Source organism: Pseudomonas guariconensis, assembly GCF_024127895.1.
Taxonomy (GTDB): domain Bacteria; phylum Pseudomonadota; class Gammaproteobacteria; order Pseudomonadales; family Pseudomonadaceae; genus Aquipseudomonas; species Aquipseudomonas guariconensis_B.
The window spans coordinates 50786-72878 of sequence record NZ_JAMYBK010000004.1; the positions used below are offsets into that span (position 1 = coordinate 50786).

The 22093-nt window shown below is 66.2% G+C and carries 20 protein-coding genes and 1 pseudogene; 17 read left to right on the top strand and 4 right to left on the bottom strand.

Going from position 1 to position 22093, the window contains the following annotated elements; genetic code table 11:
• Positions 1-18: 18 nt before the first annotated feature.
• Entirely contained in the window at positions 19-2466 is a 2448-nt protein-coding gene (locus tag NJF35_RS06575) for an acyl-CoA dehydrogenase (RefSeq protein ID WP_225787072.1), read from the bottom strand.
• A 273-nt stretch (positions 2467-2739) separates the two neighbouring features.
• Between NJF35_RS06575 and NJF35_RS06580 the strand changes: the two genes are divergently transcribed.
• From NJF35_RS06580 to NJF35_RS06590, 3 genes are all read left to right on the top strand, one after another.
• Complete coding sequence (locus NJF35_RS06580; protein ID WP_225787071.1) at positions 2740-3363, top strand: glutathione S-transferase; 624 nt, start codon at positions 2740-2742, stop codon at positions 3361-3363.
• A 145-nt stretch (positions 3364-3508) separates the two neighbouring features.
• Complete coding sequence (locus NJF35_RS06585; protein ID WP_225787070.1) at positions 3509-4441, top strand: ABC transporter ATP-binding protein; 933 nt, start codon at positions 3509-3511, stop codon at positions 4439-4441.
• Complete coding sequence (locus NJF35_RS06590; RefSeq protein WP_225787069.1) at positions 4438-5217, top strand: ABC transporter permease; 780 nt, start codon at positions 4438-4440, stop codon at positions 5215-5217. Before NJF35_RS06585 ends, NJF35_RS06590 begins: the two co-directional genes overlap by 4 nt.
• Here NJF35_RS06590 and NJF35_RS06595 read toward each other — a convergent pair.
• Entirely contained in the window at positions 5101-5727 is a 627-nt protein-coding gene (locus NJF35_RS06595) for a DUF2062 domain-containing protein (protein WP_225787068.1), read from the bottom strand. The two genes, NJF35_RS06590 and NJF35_RS06595, sit on opposite strands and share 117 nt — an antisense overlap.
• A 143-nt stretch (positions 5728-5870) precedes the next feature.
• On the opposite strand from NJF35_RS06595, the pseudogene NJF35_RS06600 reads away from it, so the two are divergent.
• The 8 genes and pseudogenes from NJF35_RS06600 to murB form a co-directional block, all read left to right on the top strand.
• Positions 5871-8081: pseudogene (locus tag NJF35_RS06600) on the top strand (DNA internalization-related competence protein ComEC/Rec2); the annotation flags it as partial.
• A gap of 94 nt (positions 8082-8175) precedes the next feature.
• A complete protein-coding gene (locus NJF35_RS06605; protein ID WP_410045865.1) occupies positions 8176-8811 on the top strand; it encodes a MotA/TolQ/ExbB proton channel family protein in 636 nt (211 codons plus the stop codon).
• The gene (locus NJF35_RS06610; protein WP_225787065.1) at positions 8808-9242 is read left to right on the top strand and encodes an ExbD/TolR family protein; all 435 of its coding nucleotides are present in this window, start codon (positions 8808-8810) and stop codon (positions 9240-9242) included. The genes NJF35_RS06605 and NJF35_RS06610 overlap by 4 nt, the downstream gene beginning before the upstream one ends.
• Positions 9242-10252: a tetraacyldisaccharide 4'-kinase gene (lpxK, locus tag NJF35_RS06615; protein WP_253080441.1), complete on the top strand. Its 1011-nt coding sequence runs from the start codon at positions 9242-9244 to the stop codon at positions 10250-10252. The genes NJF35_RS06610 and lpxK overlap by 1 nt, the downstream gene beginning before the upstream one ends.
• Positions 10253-10293: 41 nt before the next feature.
• Complete coding sequence (locus NJF35_RS06620; protein WP_011532874.1) at positions 10294-10479, top strand: Trm112 family protein; 186 nt, start codon at positions 10294-10296, stop codon at positions 10477-10479.
• Positions 10476-11240, top strand: coding sequence for a 3-deoxy-manno-octulosonate cytidylyltransferase (kdsB, locus tag NJF35_RS06625; RefSeq protein ID WP_225787063.1), 765 nt, complete (start codon positions 10476-10478; stop codon positions 11238-11240). Before NJF35_RS06620 ends, kdsB begins: the two co-directional genes overlap by 4 nt.
• Complete coding sequence (locus NJF35_RS06630) at positions 11240-11704, top strand: low molecular weight protein-tyrosine-phosphatase (protein ID WP_225787062.1); 465 nt, start codon at positions 11240-11242, stop codon at positions 11702-11704. The genes kdsB and NJF35_RS06630 overlap by 1 nt, the downstream gene beginning before the upstream one ends.
• Positions 11701-12720, top strand: coding sequence for a UDP-N-acetylmuramate dehydrogenase (gene murB / locus NJF35_RS06635; RefSeq protein WP_225787061.1), 1020 nt, complete (start codon positions 11701-11703; stop codon positions 12718-12720). Before NJF35_RS06630 ends, murB begins: the two co-directional genes overlap by 4 nt.
• A gap of 138 nt (positions 12721-12858) precedes the next feature.
• Here murB and rne read toward each other — a convergent pair whose 3' ends face one another.
• Complete coding sequence (rne, locus tag NJF35_RS06640) at positions 12859-16140, bottom strand: ribonuclease E (RefSeq protein ID WP_225787060.1); 3282 nt, start codon at positions 16138-16140, stop codon at positions 12859-12861.
• Between the two features lie 746 nt (positions 16141-16886).
• Between rne and rluC the strand changes: the two genes are divergently transcribed.
• The 3 genes from rluC to NJF35_RS06655 are packed head-to-tail and all read left to right on the top strand — an operon-like array spanning position 16887 to position 19515.
• Entirely contained in the window at positions 16887-17843 is a 957-nt protein-coding gene (gene rluC, locus NJF35_RS06645; protein WP_225787059.1) for a 23S rRNA pseudouridine(955/2504/2580) synthase RluC, read from the top strand.
• Between the two features lie 6 nt (positions 17844-17849).
• Positions 17850-18539, top strand: a complete 690-nt coding sequence (locus NJF35_RS06650; protein ID WP_225787058.1) for an HAD family hydrolase — start codon at positions 17850-17852, stop codon at positions 18537-18539.
• On the top strand, positions 18532-19515 hold the full coding sequence (locus NJF35_RS06655; protein WP_253090864.1) for a S49 family peptidase: 984 nt from the start codon (positions 18532-18534) through the stop codon (positions 19513-19515). The genes NJF35_RS06650 and NJF35_RS06655 overlap by 8 nt, the downstream gene beginning before the upstream one ends.
• 89 nt (positions 19516-19604) lie before the next feature.
• On the opposite strand, the gene NJF35_RS06660 is transcribed toward NJF35_RS06655, so the two are convergent.
• Positions 19605-20183, bottom strand: a complete 579-nt coding sequence (locus NJF35_RS06660) for a Maf family protein (protein ID WP_225787056.1) — start codon at positions 20181-20183, stop codon at positions 19605-19607.
• Between the two features lie 95 nt (positions 20184-20278).
• Here NJF35_RS06660 and NJF35_RS06665 point away from each other — a divergent pair, with 95 nt between their 5' ends.
• Genes NJF35_RS06665 through plsX form a run of 3 tightly spaced genes read left to right on the top strand, consistent with a single transcriptional unit; the run spans position 20279 to position 22016 of the window.
• Entirely contained in the window at positions 20279-20806 is a 528-nt protein-coding gene (locus NJF35_RS06665; protein WP_225787055.1) for a YceD family protein, read from the top strand.
• 13 nt (positions 20807-20819) lie between these two features.
• A complete protein-coding gene (rpmF, locus tag NJF35_RS06670; RefSeq protein ID WP_008096416.1) occupies positions 20820-21002 on the top strand; it encodes a 50S ribosomal protein L32 in 183 nt (60 codons plus the stop codon).
• A 3-nt stretch (positions 21003-21005) separates the two neighbouring features.
• Positions 21006-22016 (top strand): phosphate acyltransferase PlsX, encoded by a 1011-nt coding sequence (gene plsX, locus NJF35_RS06675; RefSeq protein ID WP_262923643.1) that lies wholly within the window; start codon positions 21006-21008, stop codon positions 22014-22016.
• Positions 22017-22093 lie beyond the last annotated feature (77 nt).

Consider the following 22093-nt stretch of genomic DNA (forward strand, 5'->3'; position numbering starts at 1 on the left):
CTATCTGGCTTATGCCGGCTATCGCACCTGGTCTGGGTTGAGCGTGAGCGCGTCTTTTTCGAATGCATCGACGTCGATCACTGCCCGTCGGGCTCTTTCGGCTTCGTGCAAACGCTGGCCCTCGGCTGGCTGCAGGACACCGGCTGCGACGGCTTCGTCGATAGCCGATTGCCCGTTCGCTAGCCGTACCCCCCCCTCCTTGATGGCGTGGTGCAGCGTCTTGTGCAAAGGCCCGGTTTCATCCAGCAGGTCGCAGGCCCGCTGCAGTGCCGCCACCGGGTCGCCTTCCGCCTGGGGCCGGAAGCAACCGGTCAACAATTCTTCGAGCGCCGGGTCACCTTTGCTTCGGCCGATCAGCGCCGCCACCTCGGCGTCCAGCTCGTCGCTCGGCCCGGTATGCCGACGGCCGAACGGAAACACCAGGACGCGCAAGGCACAACCGACGAAACGGTTAGGGAAGTTATCGAGCAACCGGTCCAGGGCGTTTTCCGCCTGGCCCAGGCTTTCTTCCATGGCCCAGCGCAACAGGGGCTGCATGTGCTCGGGCGAACCCAGGTCGTGATAGCGCTTGAGCGCCGCCGAGCCCAGGTACAGGTGGCTCAGCACATCGCCCAGGCGTGCGCTCAGCCGTTCGCGGCGCTTCAGCGCACCGCCGAGCAGCATCATCGACAGGTCGGCCAGCAGGGCGAAGGCCGCGGCCTGGCGGTTGAGCGCACGGAAGTAGCCTTGGCTCAGGGCATCGCCAGGGACGTTCTCCAGGCGGCCCAGGCCGAGGTTGTAGACCAGGGTGCTGGCCGCGTTGCCGGCGGCGAACATGATGTGCTTCATCAGCAGCTCATCGAACTCGACCAGCGCCTGCCCGCGGTCCTCGCGCCCGGCCAGGGCCATTTCCTCGAGCACGAACGGGTGGCAGCGGATCGCGCCCTGGCCGAAGATCATCAGGTTGCGCGAGAGGATGTTGGCGCCCTCGACGGTGATGAAGATCGGCGCACCTTGCCAGTTGCGGCCCAGGTAGTTGTTCGGGCCCATGATGATGGCCTTGCCGCCATGCACGTCCATGGCGTGCTGGATGCACTCGCGGCCACGTTCGGTCAGGTGATACTTGAGGATCGCCGACAACACCGAGGGCTTCTCGCCCAGGTCCACGGCCTTGGCGGTGAGCAGGCGGGCGCTGTCCATCAGCCAGGCGTTGCCGCCGATGCGGGCGAGGGATTCCTGGATACCCTCGAAGGCCGCCAGCGGTACGTTGAACTGCTCACGGATGTTGGCGTACTGGCCGGTGACCAGGCTGGTGTACTTGCCCACCCCGGTGCCCACGGCAGGCAAGGAGATCGAGCGGCCTACCGATAGGCAGTTCATCAGCATCATCCAGCCCTTGCCGAGCATACCCTGGCCGCCGATGAGGAAGTCCAGCGGCACGAACACGTCCTTGCCGCTGTTGGGGCCGTTCATGAAGGCGGCGCCCAGGGGCAGGTGGCGCTTGCCGATCTCGACGCCGGGGGTGTCGGTGGGGATCAGCGCCAGGCTGATGCCCAGCTCTTCTTCCTCGCCCAGCAGGTGGTCCGGGTCGTAGGCCTTGAACGCCAGGCCCAGCAGGGTGGCGATCGGGCCGAGGGTGATGTAGCGCTTTTCCCAGTTCAGGCGCAGGCCGATGACCTCTTCGCCATTCCACTGGCCCTTGCAGACGATACCGGTATCAGGCATCGCACCGGCGTCGGAGCCGGCCAAGGGGCCGGTGAGGGCGAAGCAGGGGATTTCCTCGCCACGGGCCAGGCGTGGCAGGTAGTGATTGCGCTGCTCGTCGGTGCCGTAGTGCAGCAGCAGTTCGGCCGGGCCCAGGGAGTTGGGCACCATCACCGTGGAGGCCAGGTCGCCGCTGCGGGTGGCCAGCTTCATCGCCACCTGGGAGTGGGCGTAGGCGGAGAAGCCCTTGCCGCCGTATTCCTTGGGGATGATCAGGGCGAAGAAACCTTGATCCTTGATGTGCTGCCAGGCTTCGGGCGGCAGGTCCAGGTCCTGGCCGATCTGCCAGTCGCTGACCATGGCGCAGAGTGCTTCGGTTGGGCCGTCGATGAAGGCTTGTTCTTCGTCGGTCAGTTTCGGTGCCGGATAGTCGAGCAGGGTGTTCCAGTTCGGGCGGCCGCTGAACAGCTCGCCGTCCCACCACACGGTGCCGGCGTCGATGGCCTCGCGCTCGGTCTGCGACATGGGCGGCAGGGTGCGCTGGAACCATTCGAACACCGGGCCTGTGAATACCTTGCGCCGCCACTGCGGCAATGCCACCAGGGCGATCTTCAGTGCCAGCACGATCCACAGCAGGGTCAGCAGCCAGCCGGGGGCGCTGCTGAAAATGCCCATCAGCAGCACATAGGCCGCGAGGATACCCAGGATCTGCAAGGGCGCCAGGCGCCGGTGCGTGAGGTACGCCGCGCCGATCACCAGCACCACCAACCACAACAGCAACATAATCGGTCCTCCTTGGAACCAGGGGCTTGAGCCGTCCCACAGAGCTTAGACGCAACGGCATGAAGGGTAGGGTCTGAACGATGACAGGGTGTGGTTGCAGGCGTTCTGTCGGGTTCGTCATCCTGGGGCTGCCTTGCAGCCCATCGCTGGCAAGCTCCACACGGACCGAGCCGTTCTTGGGGGCGTTGCCGAACCTGGGGCTTGCCGGCGATGGGGCACGAAGCGGTTCTCTGGAGTAGACTGGTCACCCTCCGCATTCACAAGGACAGGGTCATGCTGAAGATCTGGGGCCGCAAGAACTCGAGCAATGTGCGCAAGGCGCTGTGGATCGCCCATGAACTGGGCCTCGATTTCGAATCCATCGATGCCGGCGGCGCCTTCGGCGTGGTCGACGAGCCTCACTACCGGGCGCGCAACCCCAACGGCCTGGTGCCGATGCTCGAGGACGGCGACCTGGTGCTGTGGGAGTCCAACGCCATCGTCCGCTACCTTTGCGCCGAGTACGGCCAGGAGCAGGGCTGGTACCTGGACGATCCTCGCCAGCGCGCCCAGGCCGACAAGTGGATGGACTGGGCCACCTCGTCCTTCGCCGGCCCGTTCCGCCCGCTGTTCTGGGGCCTGCTGCGCACGCCCGAAGAGCAGCGCGACTGGGTGGCGATCAACGCCGCGCACAAGCAATGTGCCCAACTGCTGGCCATCGCCGATGAAACCCTGGCCCACCAGCCGTACTTGTCTGGTGACCAGATCGGCATGGGCGACATCCCATTGGGGAGTTTCATCTATGCCTGGTTCGAGATGCCCATCGAGCGCCCGGCCATGCACCACCTGCAGGCCTGGTACGAGCGCCTGACGGCGCGCCCGGCCTACCAGGCAGCGGTGATGACCGCGCTGACCTGATCGAACACCTCGGCTTCTTCGATAGTCATTATCAATAGACATGACTGTACTTGTGCGGCCAGGCCTTGCACCATTGGCCGCACTCACTGCGCCAGTGACTTTACCTGGCGTGTCCTGCACCTTTTTCTTCGGTAAGTGACCCGCTATGAGTTCCGCCCTGTCCATACGACAGTTGACCAAGACCTACGGCAATGGCTTCCAGGCCCTCAAGGGCATCGACCTGGAGGTTGCCGAGGGCGACTTCTTCGCCTTGCTCGGCCCCAACGGCGCCGGCAAATCCACCACCATCGGCATTCTCTCGACCCTGGTGAACAAAACCAGCGGCACGGTGAATGTCTTCGGCCACGACCTGGACCGCGAGCCTGCGGCGCTCAAGCGCTGCCTGGGCGTGGTGCCCCAGGAGTTCAACTTCAACCAGTTCGAGAAGACCTTCGATATCGTCGTCACCCAGGCGGGTTACTACGGTATCCCGGCCAAGCTGGCCAAGGAGCGCGCCGAACAGTACCTGACCCAGCTCGGCCTGTGGGACAAGCGCGACGTGCCATCGCGTTCGCTGTCCGGTGGCATGAAGCGCCGGCTGATGATCGCTAGGGCGCTGATCCACGAGCCGCGCCTGCTGATCCTCGACGAGCCGACCGCCGGGGTGGACATCGAGCTGCGCCGCTCGATGTGGAGCTTTCTCACCGAGCTGAACCAGAAGGGCATCACCATCATCCTGACCACGCACTACCTGGAGGAAGCCGAGCAACTGTGCCGCAACATCGGCATCATCGACCACGGCACCATCGTCGAGAACACCAGCATGCGCAAGCTGCTCGGCAAGCTGCACGTCGAGACCTTCGTCCTCGACCTCAAGCACGACTTGCCCGCCGCACCGGCGCTGGAGGGATATCCGTGCCGGCTGATCACCCCGCACACCCTCGAGGTGCAAGTGGACAAGGACATCGGTATCACCGCGCTGTTCGGCCAGCTGGCGCTGCGCAACATCGAGGTGCAGAGCCTGCGCAACAAGACCAACCGACTCGAGGAACTGTTCGTGGCCCTGGTGGAAAAGAACCTGTCGAAGGTGGCCGTATGAACCTGGAACTGCGCACCAACTGGGTCGCCCTCAATACCATCGTCTACCGCGAAGTCCGGCGTTTCCTGCGCATCTGGCCACAGACCCTGCTGCCCCCGGCGATCACCATGGTCCTGTACTTCGTGATCTTCGGTAACCTGATCGGCCGGCAGATCGGCGACATGGGCGGCTTCAGCTACATGGAGTACATCGTCCCGGGGCTGATCATGATGTCGGTGATCACCAACTCCTACGGCAACGTGGTGTCGAGTTTCTTCGGCAGCAAGTTCCAGCGCTCGATCGAGGAACTGATGGTCTCGCCGGTGTCGCCGCACACCATTCTCGTCGGCTATGTGCTGGGCGGTGTGTTGCGGGGGCTGGCCGTGGGGGTGATCGTCACCTTGCTGTCGCTGTTCTTCACCCAATTGCAGGTGCATCACCTGGGCGTGACCATCGTCGTGGTGCTGTTGACCGCGACCATCTTCTCGCTGCTGGGCTTCGTCAACGCGGTATTCGCGCGCAACTTCGACGATATCTCGATCATCCCGACCTTCGTGCTCACGCCGCTGACCTACCTGGGCGGGGTGTTCTACTCGATCAACCTGCTGCCGCCGTTCTGGCAGACCGTGTCGCTGGCCAACCCGGTGCTGCACATGGTCAATTCGTTCCGCTACGGCATCCTAGGGGTGTCGGATATCCGTATTGGCACGGCGATTACGTTCATGCTGGTGGCCACCGCGGTGCTCTACCTGCTGTGTGTCCGCCTGCTGGTCAGCGGCCGCGGCATGCGTGCCTGACAGCCGCTGCTTGCGCCGGCGCCACTGCCGGCCCACCCACCAGCGCCAGTACAGCATGGTCGCGAAGTAGGCGAGCACGCCCAGGACCACGCCGCAGACCACCGAACCGAGCAGGAACGGCTGCCAGACGGTGGCGAGCTGGGCGGTGATCCACTCGAAGGTCAGTTCGTCGGGGAGGGTGCGCGGTGGGATCTGCATCAGCCAGGCGCCGGTCATGTAGGTGACGAAGAACACCGGTGGCATGGTCAGCGGGTTGGTCAGCCACACCAGGCTGACCGCGATCGGCAGGTTGCCGCGCAATGGGATCGCCAGGCTGGCCGCCAGCAGCATCTGCATGGGAAGGGGGATGAGCGCTGCGAACAGGCCGACACCCATGGCCCGCGCCACCGAATGGCGGTTCAGGTGCCAGAGGTTCGGATCGTGCAGCAATCGGCCGAGAAAACGTAAGGACTTGTGTTCTCGAATGCTGGTCGGATCCGGCATGTAGCGTTTGAAAAGACGGCGCGGCATGTAGGCTCCCGGCGGGTCGAAGGCGCTCAGTATGCCCTGATTCCCGCACAGCCTCGTTCAGAGTTTGTGACAATTGTTGAGCGGGCTTTGTCGCCATTTCGTCTATGCCTCAGAAGGCGATTGTGCTTCTGGAGCCTTACCTCATGCGCACAGGGATGTTTGCGCTCGCGCTCGGGCTGTTGAGCCTGGGCTTTCTGCCGGCCTTGCCATCGGTCGGGTGGCTGCTCGTGCTGGCCCTGGCCGGCCTGGCAGGCCTGTGTACGCGCGGCTGGCCGCTGGGCTGCCTGCTGCTGGGCCTGGCCTGGGCCTGCTGGTCGGCGCAGTTGGCACTGGACGATCGCCTGGCGGCGGAGCTGGATGGCCGCACGCTGTGGCTGGAGGGGCGGGTAACGGGCCTGCCGGCCCAGTCGGGGAGGGCCATGCGCTTCGAGCTGGACGAGGCGGTATCGCGCCGCGCGGGCTTGCCCCGGCGGCTGCAACTGAGCTGGTTCGACGGCCCGCCGGTCAAGGCTGGCGAACGCTGGCGGCTGGCGGTCACGCTCAAGCGCCCCCATGGCCTGCTCAACCCTCATGGCCCAGACCGCGAGGCGAGCTTGCTGGCGCGGCGGGTCGGCGCCACGGGCACGGTCAAGGCCGGGCAGTTGCTGGCACCGGCCACCGGGGCCTGGCGCGATGCCGTGCGCCAGCGTCTGCTGGCGGTGGATGCCCAGGGGCGCGAGGCGGTGCTGGCGGCGCTGGTGCTGGGCGATGGCGCAGGGCTTGCGCGTGAGCAATGGCAGGTGTTGCAGGCCACCGGCACGGTGCACCTGCTGGTGATTTCCGGGCAGCACATCGGCCTGCTGGCTGGGCTGGTGTATGGCCTGGTGGCCGGGGCCGCGCGTCTGGGCGCCTGGCCAAGGCGCTTGCCCTGGCTGCCTTGGGCTTGCGCCCTGGCAATGCTCGCGGCCCTGGGCTATGGCGCATTGGCGGGGTTCCAGGTACCGGTGCAGCGGGCGTGCCTGATGTTGGCGGCCGTGCTGCTGTGGCGCCTGCGTTTTCGCCATCTCGGTGCCTTGTTTCCCTTGCTGCTGGCGCTGGTGGGCGTACTGCTGGTCGAGCCGCTGGCCAGCTTGTTGCCGGGCTTCTGGCTGTCGTTCGCGGCGGTGGCGGTGCTGATCTACTGTTTTGGCGGCCGTCTCGGTGGCTGGCGGCCCTGGCAGGCCTGGAGCCGCGCCCAGTGGGTGATCGCCGTGGGCCTGTTGCCGGCCTTGTTGGCCTTGGGGTTGCCGGTCAGCCTCACCGCCCCGCTGGTCAATCTGCTGGCGGTACCCTGGATAAGCCTGGCCGTGCTACCCCTGGCCCTGCTGGGGACGGCGCTGCTGCCGCTGGCAGGGCTGGGCGAGGCGCTGCTGTGGCTGGCCGGTGGCTTGGTCGATCTGCTGTTTCGCCTGCTGGCCGTGGTGGCGGGCTGGCGCCCGGCCTGGACGCCTCCATCCCTGCCGCTTTGGGCCTGGCTGTTGGTACTCGCCGGGGCGGTGCTGGTGTTGTTGCCTCGGGGCGTGCCTCTGCGTGGCCTGGGGCTGGTCATGCTGCTGGCCCTGTGGGCGCCTAGGGAACAAGTACCGCAGGGCCAGGTGGAGGTCTGGCAGTTGGATGTCGGCCAAGGCCTGGCGGTGCTGCTGCGCACCCGCAACCACAGCCTGCTCTACGATGCCGGCCCCGCCTGGGGCGACACCGACCTGGGCGAGCACGTGGTGTTACCGACCCTGCGCAAGCTGGGGGTGAGTCACCTTGACCTGCTGCTGATCAGCCACGCCCATGCCGACCATGCCGGTGGCGCGCAGGCCATTCATCGCGGCTTGCCGGTTGGCCGCGTGCTCGCTGGCGAGGCGATGGCGTTGCCACAGGCGTTGCAGGCACAAGCGTGCAGCAACGACCAGCGCTGGGAATGGGACGGCGTGCGTTTCTCGCTCTGGCGCTGGCCCGAAGGGCAGGGGAGCAACGATCGCTCCTGCACCTTGCTGGTCGAAGCCCAGGGCGAGCGCCTGCTGTTGGCCGGGGATATCGAGGCGGGTGCCGAACGGGCCTGGCTGGATGCCACCGGTGGGCCGCGTATCGACTGGTTGCAGTCACCGCACCATGGCAGTCGCAGCTCTTCCACCGAGGCTTTCATCCGTGCCACTGCGCCGCGTGGTGTGCTGATCTCGCGGGGGCGGAGCAATGGCTTCGGGCATCCGCACCCGCAGGTCATCGAGCGGTACCGGCGGCATGGGCTGGCGATTCACGATACGGCGGTGGACGGGGCTCTGCGGCTGGTACTGGGGCGCCACGGCGAGGTCGAAGGGCTGCGGGCGCAGCGGCGCTTCTGGCGAGAACCTTTCGGGCTTGCAGCCCGAAGCGACCTCCGGCAGATGAGCCCCCCTCGCGCCTATGGTAGAGTGGCGACCTTTTTCCAAGGGGATGTTCAACGTGTGGGAATTGGTCAAGTCCGGCGGTTGGATGATGCTGCCGATCATTCTGAGCTCCATCGCCGCCATGGCTATCGTCGCCGAACGCCTGTGGACCCTGCGCGCCAGTCGCGTGACCCCGCCGCACCTGCTGGGCCAGGTGTGGATGTGGATCAAGGACAAGCAACTGACCAGTGACAAGCTCAAGGCCCTGCGTGCCGATTCGCCGCTGGGCGAGATCCTCGCCGCGGGCCTGGCCAACTCCCGGCATGGCCGCGAGATCATGAAGGAATGCATCGAGGAGGCCGCCTCGCGGGTCATCCACGAGCTGGAGCGCTACATCAGCACCCTCGGCACCATCGCCGCCATGGCGCCGCTGCTGGGCCTGCTGGGCACGGTGCTGGGCATGATCGACATCTTCAGCGCCTTCATGGGCACGCAGATGACCGCCAATCCCGCGGTGCTCGCCGGTGGTATCTCCAAGGCCCTGGTCACCACCGCCGCTGGCCTGATGGTCGGTATCCCGGCAGTGTTCTTCCACCGCTTCCTGCAGCGGCGCATCGATGAGCTGGTGGTGGGCATGGAGCAGGAGGCGATCAAGCTGGTCGAGGTGCTGCAGGGCGATCGCGAAGTCGAAGTGGCCGGAGGCAAGGCGTGAAATTCCGGCGCAATCGGCAGCGGGAGAACGTCGACATCAACCTGGCGTCGTTGATCGACGTGGTGTTCGTGCTGTTGCTGTTCTTCGTGGTCACCACCACCTTCACCCGCGAGACCCAACTGCGCGTCGAGCTGCCCGAAGCCGCCAGTGCCGAGCAGGCGCCGCCGGAGGAGGGCAAGCGCCTGGAGGTCACCATCAGCGCCGATGGCGTGTACTCGGTCAACAACCACCTGCTGCCCAAGAGCGACCTGACCACCCTGGTCGAGGCGCTGCAACGGGAGTCTGGCGGCGACACCGAATTGCCCCTGGCGATCAGCGCCGACGGCCGTACCCCGCACCAGGCCGTGGTCACCGCGATGGATGCTGCCGGCAAACTCGGCTTCAGCCACTTGCGCATGACCACCGTCGAGGCGGCCCAGGGGACCCCCTGATGGCCTTCGCCGACCGCTTGCTCGCCGCCTGGTACACCGGGCACCCGGCCCTGGCCTTGCTGCGGCCGCTCGAGGCCCTGTACCGGCGTGTGGTGATGCGCAAGCGCGCACGTTTTCTCGAGGGTGGCAGCGCCAGCTACCGCGCACCGGTGCCGGTGATCGTGGTGGGCAACATCACCGTCGGCGGCACTGGCAAGACGCCGATGATCCTCTGGCTGGTCGAGCACTGCCGCCGGCAAGGGCTCAGGGTGGGGGTGGTCAGCCGTGGCTATGGCGCCAAGCCACCCCGCTTGCCTTGGCGCGTCGAGGCCGGCCAAGGCGCCGAACAGGCTGGCGACGAGCCGCTGCTCATCGTCCAGCGCACCGGCGTGCCGCTGATGATCGACCCCGACCGCTCCCACGCCGTGCAGGCGCTGCTGGCCAGCGAGCCGCTGGACCTGATCCTCTGCGACGATGGCATGCAGCACTATCGCCTGGCCCGTGACCTGGAACTGGTGCTGATCGATGCCGCCCGCGGCCTGGGCAATGGCCGCTGCCTGCCGGCCGGCCCGCTGCGTGAGCCGGCCGAGCGCCTGCTGGAGGCCGACGCCGTGCTGTACAACGGCGCCGAAGCCGACCGCGACAACGGCTTCGCCTTCCGCTTGCAGCCCAGCGCCCTGGTCAACCTGCGCAGCGGCGAGCGCTGCGCCCTCGATCATTTCGCCGCCGGCCAGGCCGTGCATGCCGTGGCCGGCATCGGCAACCCGCGGCGTTTCTTCGACACCCTGCAGGGGCTAAACTGGCAGCCGGTGCCGCACCCTTTCGCCGACCATGCGCAGTTCAGCGCCGAAAGCCTGGCCTTCAGCCCGCCGCTGCCGCTGGTGATGACCGAAAAGGATGCGGTGAAATGCCGTGGGTTCGCCAGCGACGACTGGTGGTACCTGGCGGTCGACGCCGTGCCATCGCCAGCCTTCGTCGCCTGGTTCGACAGCCAGCTCGCGCGCCTGCTGCCCACGCACCGGCAGCCCTGAATCATCGTCAATTTCCGGCCATTGGCCTCAAGGAAGCTTCCATGGACACCAAACTGCTCGACATCCTGGCCTGCCCGATCACCAAGGGCCCGCTCAAGCTCAGCGCCGACAAGACCGAGCTGATCAGCAAGGGCGCGGGCCTGGCCTACCCGATCCGCGACGGCATCCCGGTGATGCTGGAAAGCGAAGCGCGCACCCTGACCGACGAAGAGCGCCTGGACAAATGAGCCTGAACTTCACCGTGGTGATTCCCGCCCGCCTGCGTTCCACGCGCCTGCCGGGCAAGCCGCTGCTGCCGATCGCCGGCAAGCCGATGGTCCAGCACGTGTGGGAGCAGGCGCGCAAGAGCGGCGCCAGCCGTGTGGTCATCGCCACCGACGATACGAGCATCGTCCAGGCCTGCGAGGCTTTCGGCGCCGAAGTGCTGCTGACCCGCGCCGATCATGAGTCGGGTACCGATCGCCTGGCCGAAGTCGCCGCGCGCCTGGAGCTGCCTGCCGACGCTATCGTGGTCAACGTCCAGGGCGACGAGCCGCTGATCCCGCCGTCGATCATCGACCAGGTGGCGGTGAACCTGGCCTCGCACCCGGAAGCGGGCATCGCCACCCTGGCCGAGCCGATCCACGCGCCGCAAGCCGTGTTCAACCCCAATGCGGTCAAGGTCGTCAGCGACAAGAACGGCCTGGCCCTGACCTTCAGTCGCGCGCCGCTGCCGTGGGCGCGGGATGCCTTCGCCAAGGATCGCGACAGCCTGCCTGAGGCGGTGCCTTACCGCCGGCATATCGGCATGTACGCCTACCGTGTGGGCTTTCTCCAGGACTTCGTCGCCTGGGGCCCCTGCTGGCTGGAGCAGGCCGAGTCGCTGGAGCAGTTGCGTGCCCTGTGGCACGGCGTGCGTATCCATGTCGCCGATGCGCTCGAGGCCCCGGCCGTGGGTGTCGATACCCCCGAAGACCTGGAGCGCGTGCGGCGCTTGCTGGAGGCCTGATGCGCGTTTTGTTCGTCTGCCTGGGCAACATCTGCCGCTCGCCGACCGCCGAAGGCGTGCTGCGTCACCAGCTCGAAGCGGCGGGGCTCGCCGCGCAGGTCCATGTGGCCTCGGCCGGCACCGGTGACTGGCATGTCGGCAAGGCGCCCGACGGCCGTACCTGCCGCGCCGCCCTAGCGCGTGGCTACGACCTGTCGCGCCAGCGTGCCCAGCAGGTCCAGGTGGCCCACTTCGGTGAGTACGACCTGATCCTGGCCATGGACAAGCACAATCTCGGTCATCTGCAGGCCATGCGCCCGCACACCGCGAGCGGCGAGCTCGACCTGTTCCTACGGCGCTACGGCGCCGCCCTGGATGAGGTGCCGGACCCTTACTACGGTGGCGCCGAAGGCTTCGAGCAGGTGCTGGACCTGATCGAGGCCGCCTGCCGAGAGCTGGTCGTGGAAATCAAGGGGCGGCTATGACGGCGTGCTGGCAGGAGCGGGTGTCGCTCAAGCCCTACAACACCTTCGGCATCGATGTAACGGCGCGTTACTTCACCCAGGCGTGCAGCGACGAGGCGATACGCCAGGCCCTGGCCGAGGCAGGCGAGCGGCAGGTGCCGGTGCTGGTGCTCGGCGGTGGCAGCAACCTGCTGCTCACGCGTGACGTCGACGCGCTGGTGCTGCACATGGCCAGCCATGGCCGGCGAGTGTTGCACGACGATGGCGAGCGGGTGGTGGTGGAGGCCGAGGCCGGCGAACCCTGGCACCCCTTCGTGCAGTGGAGCCTGGCGCAGGGTTTCTGCGGTTTGGAGAACCTCAGCCTGATCCCGGGCACCGTGGGCGCCGCGCCGATGCAGAATGTCGGCGCCTATGGGGTCGAGATCAAGGATGTGTTCGCCGGGCTGACCGCGCTGGACCGGGAAACCGGCGAGTTGCGGGACTTCGGCCTGGAGGCGTGCGCCTTTGCCTACCGGGATAGTTTGTTCAAGCGCAACCCGGGGCGTTGGTTGATCCTGCGGGTACGCTTCGCCCTGACGCGTACATTGCAGGCACACCTGGACTACGGGCCGGTGCGTCAGCGCCTGGCTGAGCAGGGTGTCGAGCAGCCGACCGCACAGGCCATCAGCGAAGCCATCTGCAGCATTCGCCGGGAGAAGCTGCCGGACCCTGCCGAGCTGGGCAATGCCGGGAGCTTCTTCAAGAACCCGGTGGTGCCGGCGGCGCTGGCCGAACGGATCCGCTCGCGCTATCCGAACCTGGTGGCCTATCCACAGGCCGACGGCCAGGTGAAGCTGGCGGCGGGTTGGTTGATCGAGCAGGCGGGGTGGAAGGGGTACCGGGAAGGGGATGCGGGGGTGCATCGCTTGCAGTCGCTGGTGCTGGTCAACTATGGCCAGGCGAGCGGGGCGCAGTTGCATGACCTGGCGCGCAGGATCCAGGCCGATATCCTGGAACGGTTCGGTGTCGAGTTGGAGATGGAGCCGAACCTGTATTGACCGAGGCGGCTGCTGCGCAGCCGATCGCCGGCAAGCCGGCTCCCACGGGGTCCTTGTTGTGCTTTCGGTCTTTGGTTTCCCCGATGAAAAAGCCCCGCCAGTTCGCACTGGCGGGGCTTTTTCATTCAGCCGATGGCATCAACCGTGGTGAGGCTTGTGCTCCTCGGTGGTTTCCAGGGGCTGTTGCTCGGCCACTTCCGGTTGCTCGGCCGCAGGCGCTTGCTGCTCGATAGCTTCGGGCTGGGCCTCCTGCTGGGCCGCCGCCTGGGCAGCGGCGGCAGCGGCGGCGGCCGCTGCTGCAGCTTCGGCCTCGCGCTTGCGACGACGCACTTCACGCGGGTCGTTCGGGGCGCGGCCGTTGGGCAGCATCACGGTGGCGGGCTCGGCCGGGGCTGGGGCTTCGGCTGGGGTTGGCTCGGCGGCGGCCGGGGAGGCCTCGGTCACTTCCGGCGTGGCCTCGACGACAGCGGCTGGTTGCTCGACGACTGGCGTCTCGACCGGCGCCTGCTCGGCGACCACTGCTGGCTCGGCTTCACCGCCTTCGACCGCAGGCGCCTGCTCGACAGCTTCAGCTTCGGTAACGGGCTGCGGCACGACTTCGACCACTGGCTCGGCGCTTGGCTCGACCACGGCGACAGGTTCGCTGACCGGCTGCTCGACCACTGGGGCGGCGGCGGTTTCCTCGGCCTGGGCAGCCTGTTCGGCTGGCTGGCTGACGGTTTCGGCCTCGCGGGTAACGGCAGTGGCGAGCTCTGCCTGCTGGTTGGCCTGGGCCTCGGCTTCGGCGCTGATGTTGCTGCTGGCGACGGCAGCGGTCACGGCCAGGCCGGCAGCCAGTTCGGCACCCAGCTCGGTGGCCTTGTGTGGCTGTGGCTGCTGCTCGCCGCTGGCTTCTTCCTCGCCACCTTCGATCAGCTCGCCATTGGCGTTGCGCTGGCGTTCGCGGCGGTTGCTGCGACGACGCTGGCCACGGGAGCGGCGGCGTGGGCGTTCGCCATCGGTGCCTTCCTGTTGTTCGTCCTGCAGCAGTTCCTCGTTCGGCAGTTGCTCCTCGGCCGCTTCGGCAGCCTGCTCGGCAGCGCGTGGCTGACGTTCTTCACGTGGCGGACGTGGCTGGCGCTCTTCGCGCTCGACACGTTCTTCGCGTGGCGCACGCTCTTCACGCGGTGCACGTTCCTCACGTGGAGCACGTTCTTCGCGTGGAGCACGTTCTTCGCGCGGTGCGCGTTCCTCGCGTGGGGCGCGCTCTTCACGGGGCGCACGCTCCTCGCGTGGTGCGCGTTCTTCACGTGGCGCACGCTCCTCGCGGGTTACGCGCTCTTCGCGCGGTGCGCGTTCCTCACGTGGGGCGCGCTCTTCACGGGGCTGGCGCTCCTCGCGGGCGGCAGGGGCTGCATCCAGCGGCTCGCGCAGTTCGCGAACGCGTTCCTCGCGGTTGCCGCGACGGTCTTCGCGTGGCTGGCGCGGCTGGCGCTCCTCGCGTGGTGCACGTTCTTCACGCGGGGCACGCTCTTCACGCGCCTGGCGCTCCTCGCGCGGGGCGCGCTCGCTGCGCTCTTCGCGTGGCTTGCGGTCTTCCTCGCGGCGACCACCGCGGTTGCGGCTCTGCTGGCGGCCGTTGCGGCGCTCCTCGTTGCGCTGCGTGCGCTCGGTGGTGGGCTTGGCGGGGGTGGCGGCCGGTGCGGCGGCAGGCTCTTCCTTGCCGGCGAACAGGCTGACCAGGGATTTCACCAGGCCCTTGAACAGGCTCGGCTCGGGAACGCTGGGCGCGGCTGCGACCGGCGCGGCGGGCTGTTGCTCGGGCGTGCTCGGCAGCGGTGCATTGGCGCGGGCCGGCGCGGTCTTGACCGCAGCTTCCTGGCGAACCAGGGTGCGGGTCGCGGTCGGCTGGGGCGCTTCTTCCGTTTCGGCGGCGGCGATCTCGTAGCTGGACTGGCTGTTCAGCACGTCCGGGTTGTCGTCGCGCAGGCGCTGGACTTCGAAGTGCGGGGTTTCCAGGTGATCGTTCGGCAGGATGATGATGCGCGCACGGGTGCGCAGTTCGATCTTGGTGATCGAGTTGCGCTTTTCGTTCAGCAGGAAGGCGGCGACCGGGATCGGCACCTGGGCGCGAACCTCGGCGGTGCGGTCCTTCAGGGCCTCTTCCTCGATCAGACGCAGGATCGCCAGGGACAGCGACTCGACGTCACGGATGATGCCGGTGCCCGAGCAGCGCGGGCAGACGATGCCGCTGCTTTCGCCGAGCGATGGGCGCAGGCGCTGGCGGGACATCTCCAGCAGGCCGAAGCGCGAGATGCGGCCGACCTGCACGCGGGCACGGTCGGCCTCGAGGCATTCGCGCACGCGCTCTTCCACGGCGCGCTGGTTCTTCGCCGGGGTCATGTCGATGAAGTCGATGACGATCAGGCCGCCGATGTCGCGCAGGCGCAGCTGGCGGGCGATTTCCTCGGCCGCTTCCAGGTTGGTCTGCAGGGCGGTTTCCTCGATGTCGCTACCCTTGGTGGCGCGCGCCGAGTTGATGTCGATGGACACCAGGGCCTCGGTCGGGTCGATGACGATCGAGCCGCCCGATGGCAGGTCGACCACGCGCTGGAAGGCGGTCTCGATCTGGCTTTCGATCTGGAAACGGTTGAACAGCGGGACGCTGTCCTCGTACAGCTTGACCTTGCTGGCGTACTGCGGCATCACCTGGCGGATGAAGGTCAGGGCTTCTTCCTGGGCGTCGATGCTGTCGATCAGCACCTCGCCGATGTCCTGGCGCAGGTAGTCGCGGATGGCGCGGATGATGACGTTGCTTTCCTGGTAGATCAGGAAAGGCGCGGCGCGGTCCTGGGAGGCTTCCTTGATGGCGGTCCACAGCTGCAGGAGGTAGTCGAGGTCCCACTGCATTTCTTCGCTGCTGCGGCCAAGGCCGGCGGTGCGCACGATCAGGCCCATGTCGGCGGGGACGGTCAGGCCGTTGAGGGCCTCGCGCAGTTCGTTGCGCTCCTCGCCTTCGATGCGGCGGGAGATACCGCCGGCGCGGGGGTTGTTGGGCATCAGCACCAGGTAGCGGCCAGCCAGGCTGATGAAGGTGGTCAGGGCGGCGCCTTTGTTGCCGCGCTCTTCCTTCTCGACCTGGACGATGACTTCCTGGCCCTCGCTCAGCACTTCCTTGATGTTGACGCGGCCTTCGGGGGCCTTCTTGAAGTACTCGCGGGAGATTTCCTTCAGCGGCAGGAAGCCGTGGCGTTCGGAACCGAAGTCGACGAAAGCCGCTTCGAGGCTGGGTTCGATCCGGGTGATCTTGCCTTTGTAGATGTTGGCCTTTTTCTGCTCACGCGCGCCGGACTCGATGTCCAGGTCGTAGAGACGTTGGCCGTCCACCAGGGCTACACGCAACTCTTCGGGTTGAGTCGCGTTAATCAGCATTCTTTTCATGTTGTACCGTCGGTTTCCGGGCTGCCGGAAACGGCGTTCGGCACACACGACTTCTCATGGTCGGTGCCAAGGTGCGCAAAGGGTGGCGGGCCACCCCCGTGTCCAGCGACGTTCGGCACCAGCCGGTTGCCCAGCCTGCCGTGGTCGCGACGACGCGTCCTGATTTGCTGCATGTGCACTCAGTTCAGGAGGAGGAATCAGCCAGGGGGCCGTGGACGCCCGTGGGCATCTGGAAAACAGCGGGTCCGCTCGCCAGGCCGTTGTCAGAAGGCCGGTGGCCGGATGCCGTGCTACACGGTCCGAGGTCTGTGCATCTCCACCCTGCACGTATCCCTGATAATTCGGGTGCTGCCGCGCGCTGAATCCGCAACGGGTTGCATTTTTCGCGAGCTCCACGTCGGGAGCTGGCGCATTCATGTCCAAGGCAGATGTTTCCGAAGCATTCGCCAGGTTGCGCGGAAGCGACGGTGGCGGGCAGAGGCGCGGCGAAAAAGAACAGGGAAGGAGGTGAAACACCGCACTCGTCGTTTTTTTTCGGTCTTCTCTACTCGGCGCTGGTGGCGATTCCAGGCATTTCGGTAAACTGGCGAAAACCCCGTCGGACGGCCTCGCGTCCTCGAGAATTGCGTTGGTCAGGGGCCGGCGTGGAGCCATGTGCCGCTGGCCTGCCGCTTTTGGCGGCGTTCGCGACTATAGCAGTAATGATTAAGTGCTTCAATTCCATAAAAAATTGTTATGATCCATCCATGACGACCAATACCCCCCCGACTTCCGGCGTTCAGCTGATCGAAGTCGCGCCGGAGCTTGCCGGCCAGCGCATCGACAATTTCCTCATCACGGCCCTCAAGGGCGTGCCCAAGACCCTGGTGTACCGCATCCTGCGCAAGGGCGAAGTGCGGGTGAACAAGGGCCGGATCAAGCCCGAGTACAAGCTCCAGGCCGGCGATATCGTGCGGGTACCGCCCGTCCGCTTGCCCGAGCGCGACGAGCCGGTGCCGGTGGCCCAGGGGCTGCTGCAGCGCCTGGAGGCGGCCATCGTCTACGAGGACAAGGCGCTGATCGTGCTCAACAAGCCTGCCGGCATCGCCGTGCACGGCGGCAGCGGCCTGAGCTTCGGGGTGATCGAGGCGCTGCGCCAGCTGCGCCCGGACGCCAAGGAGCTGGAGCTGGTCCATCGCCTGGATCGCGACACCTCCGGCCTGCTGATGATCGCCAAGAAACGCAGCATGCTGCGCCACCTGCACGCGGCCTTGCGTGGCGACGGCGTCGACAAGCGCTACATGGCCCTGGTGCGCGGCCATTGGCCCACGTCGAAGAAACAGGTCAGCGCGCCGTTGCAGAAGAGCAACCTGCGCTCGGGCGAGCGCATGGTCGAGGTCAACGACGAGGGCAAGGAGGCGTTGACCCTGTTCCGGGTGCTGCGCCGCTTCGGTGATTTCGCCACCCTGGTCGAGGCGCGTCCGGTGACCGGGCGTACCCACCAGATCCGCGTGCATACCCTGCATGCCGGGCACAGCATCGCCGGTGACAGCAAGTACGGCGACGAGGATTTCACCCGGGAACTGCGCGATCTGGGCGGCAAGCGCTTGTTCCTGCATGCTTATGCGCTGACCGTGCCGCTGCCTGACGGCGGCGAGCTCAAGCTCGAGGCCCCGGTGGACGACATGTGGGCCAGGACCGTGGAGCGCCTGAGTGCGACCTGACTTTTCATGAAAAAGAGCTACGAGCTGTTGATTTTCGACTGGGACGGAACCCTGGCCGACTCCATTGGGCGCATCGTCCTGGCCATGAACGCCGCGGCCGAGCGCGCCGGGGAGGCGCCGAGCGACGAGCGGGCGATCAAGGGCATCATCGGCCTGGCTCTGGGCGAGGCCATCGCCACCCTCTATCCGCACCTCGATGCTGTCCAGGTCGAGGTGTTTCGCCAGCACTACGCTGACATCTACATGGCCCTGGACCAGCAGCCGTCGCCGCTGTTCGACGGCGTGGTCGAGTCGCTGGAGGCCTTCCGTGCCGAGGGCTATCGCCTGGCGGTGGCCACCGGCAAGGCGCGCCGCGGCCTGGATCGTGTGCTCAAGGCCAACGGCTGGGAAGGCTACTTCGACATCACTCGCGCCGCCGACGAGACCCGTGGCAAGCCCCATCCACTGATGTTGGAGGAGATCCTCGCCCACTGTCGGGTCGAACCGCGGCAGGCGCTGATGGTCGGAGATTCGGCATTCGACCTGCAGATGGCCAGCAATGCTGGCATGCACTCGGTCGCGGTGGGCTATGGCGCGATGTCGCTGCAGGCCCTGAGCGAGTTCGGGCCGCAGGTGTGCATCGATCATTTTTCACAGTTGCGCGAGTGGCTGGCCGCTACGCGCAGCGCCACTTCCAAGGTAGGTGAGCATGGCTGACGAGTGGAAAGCGCCCGAGCCCGATGACGGCGAGGAGCGCAAGAGCTGGAAACTGCTGGAGAAGACCCTGCTGGCGGGCGTCCAGGAACAGCGTCGGGCGCGGCGCTGGGGCATCTTCTTCAAACTGCTGACCTTCGTCTACCTGTTCGGTGTGCTGGTGCTGTTCACGCCGCTGATGGACATGGACAAGGCTACTTCGCGCAGTGCCAGCCATACGGCGCTGGTCGAGGTGCGCGGGATGATCGCCGACCAGGAGCCTGCCAGCGCGGACAACATCATCAAGAGCCTGCGCGCAGCGTTCAAGGATCCCAAGACCAAGGCCGTGGTCATGCGTGTCAACAGCCCGGGTGGCAGCCCGGTGCAGGCGGGCTATGTCTATGACGAGATCCGGCGCCTGCGGGCCGAGTATCCGGCGATCAAGCTCTACGCGGTGATCGCCGACCTGGGGGCTTCGGGCGCCTACTACATCGCCAGTGCGGCGGACGACATCTATGCCGACAAGGCCAGCCTGGTCGGCTCCATCGGCGTCACCGCGGCCGGGTACGGTTTCGTCGGTGCCATGGAAAAGCTCGGTGTGGAGCGGCGTACCTATACCGCTGGCGAGCACAAGGCCTTCCTCGACCCCTTCTCGCCGCAGAAGTCGGAAGAGACCGAGTTCTGGCAAGGGGTGCTCGACACCACCCATCGCCAGTTCATCGCCATGGTCAAGCAGGGGCGGGGCGAGCGGCTCAAGGACAAGGAGCACCCAGAGCTGTTCAGTGGGCTGATCTGGTCGGGCGAGCAGGCCAAGGCGCTGGGGTTGGTGGATGGCCTGGGCAGTGTCGGTTATGTGGCGCGTGAAGTGGTGGGCGAGAAGGAGCTGGTGGACTTCACCGTCCAGGAGTCGCCGTTCGACCGCTTCTCCAAGCGCCTGGGCGCCAGCGTGGCTGAACGCCTGGCCATGTGGATGGGGTTCCAGGGGCCTTCGTTGCGCTGAGGGCGCGTCGCTGGCCTTGCGGTGCCTGTGAGATCGAGTGCTGCCCGCGCTGTGCTCGATCTCACAGGCGCCAGAGATCCTGAGCCAGGCTAGGGAATCACCACGCCTTCCTTGGTCAGCATATCCACCAACCTGATCAGTGGCAGGCCAATCAGGCTGGTCGCATCACACCCATGGGTGCTCCGGAACAAGCTCACCCCCAGACCCTCCGCCTTGAAACTGCCAGCGCAGTCCAGCGGCTGCTCCGCCGTCACATAGCGCTCCACCCGCTCCCGGTCCAGTTCACGCAGTGTCACGGTAAACGGCACGCAGTCGACCTGGCATTCCCCGGTGGCGCTGTTCAGCAGTGCCAGTCCGGTCAAAAAGCTCACCTGCTGCCCGCTGCATTCCAACAATTGCTCGCAGGCGCGCTCGAAGGTATGAGGCTTGCCGAGGATCTGCTCGCCGAGCACCGCCACCTGGTCGGAGCCGATGATCAGGTGCCCGGGGTGACTGCCCGCCAGCGCCTCGGCTTTTTGCCTGGCCAGCCGGCGCACCAGTTCCACGGCGGGCTCGTCATCCAGGCGGCGCTCGTCTATGTCGGGGGTTGCCCAGGTAAAAGGCAGGCGCAGGCGCTCGAGCAGTTCGCGCCGGTAAGGGGAGCTGGAAGCCAGTAACAGGGGAAGCATGGTAGACTCCTGGTCAGATGAGCCGATTCTAACATGGCAGATGCCGCCGAATTTCCTTTGACAGGGGCGGGGGGCATCCCTAGAATGCTGCGCCTATGTTGAATGACCCGATTCCACCTCACGTTGACCCGCGCAAATTGGCCGATCGTGGCGTAACCCTCCAGGGTTCGCTGCAACTCGCTGATTTGGAAAGACTCTGCGACCCGCTGTCCGACGATGTCGGTACGGTGCAGGCGAAGTTCGATTTTGAGCGAGACGAGCAAGGCGTTGTGGTGTTCCACAGCGAACTCGATGTCGAAGTCAAGATGGTTTGCCAGCGTTGTCTTGAGCTGGTCACCCTGCCGATTCACAGCGAGTGTACCTACGCTGTGGTGAAGGAGGGTGCGAATACCCAGTCGTTGCCGAAAGGCTATGACGTGCTGGAACTGGGCGAAGATCCTTTGGATCTGCAGGCACTGATCGAGGAGGAGCTCTTGCTCGCCTTGCCCATCGTGCCTGCTCATCATCCGGAAGAATGCCAGCAGCCGGCGGGCGCCGACGAGCCCGAACCGAGCAAGGACGAGGTATCGCGGTCCAACCCGTTCAGTGTCTTGGCGCAGTTAAAGCGTGACCCAAACGTTTAGGAGTTAATCAATTATGGCTGTTCAGCAGAACAAAAAATCCCGCTCTGCCCGCGACATGCGCCGTTCCCACGACGCCCTGTCGGAAAACGCGCTGTCGGTAGAGAAGAGCACCGGTGAAGTACACCTGCGCCACCACGTTTCGCCAGAAGGCGTATACCGTGGTCGCAAAGTGATCGACAAGGGCGCCGACGAGTAATCCTTGTCCGCTCAGATCATCGCGATCGACGCAATGGGCGGGGACTTCGGTCCCCGCAGCATTGTCCAGGCAAGCATTGCCTGCCTTTCGGCTACCCCCTCGCTGCACCTGACCCTCGTCGGTCAACCTTCCTTTCTCGAAGAGCTCGTCAGCGGCCTACCGGCTGCGGATCGTGCGCGCCTGCAAATCGTTGGGGCGAGCGAGGTGGTGGGTATGGACGAGCGGCCGTCCCAGGCGTTGCGCGGCAAGCCTGACTCGTCGATGCGCGTCGCCCTGGAGTTGGTGCGTGACGGCAAGGCGCAGGCCTGCGTGAGCGCCGGCAATACCGGTGCACTGATGGCCCTGTCGCGCTTCGTGCTCAAGACCCTGCCGGGCATCGACCGGCCGGCCATGGTGGCCGCGATCCCGACCCAGGCAGGCTACTGCCAACTGCTCGACCTGGGTGCCAACGTCGATTGCAGTGCCGAGAACCTCTACCAGTTCGCCGTGATGGGCTCGGTGGCCGCGCAGGCCCTGGGTATCCATCGTCCGCGCGTGGCGCTGCTCAATGTCGGTACCGAGGACATCAAGGGCAACCAGCAGGTCAAGCTGGCCGCCAGCCTCCTGCAGAATGCCCGTGGCCTCAACTATATAGGCTTCGTCGAGGGCGACGGCCTGTATCGCGGCGAGGCGGACGTGGTGGTCTGCGATGGGTTCGTCGGCAATATCCTGCTCAAGTCCAGCGAAGGCCTGGCGACCATGATCGGTGTGCGTATCGAGGCGCTGTTCAGGAGCGGGCTGCTCGCCCGTGCCGCCGGTGCGCTGGCCATGCCGCTGCTCAAGCGCTTGCAGGCCGACCTGGCGCCGGCGCGACACAATGGCGCGAGTTTTCTCGGCCTGCAGGGTATCGTCATCAAGAGCCATGGCTCGGCGGGGGTGCAGGGTTTCCAGAGCGCCATCCAGCGGGCGCTGATCGAGATCCAGGAGAACCTGCCGCAACGGCTGCATGGTCGCCTGGAAGATCTCTTGCTTTAATTCCCGCCGTGAAGTGGTTAAATGTGACCGCTTGGTCCCTTTTCCCATCCAAGTGTTCAGTTTCCGCGTCCAGCCCC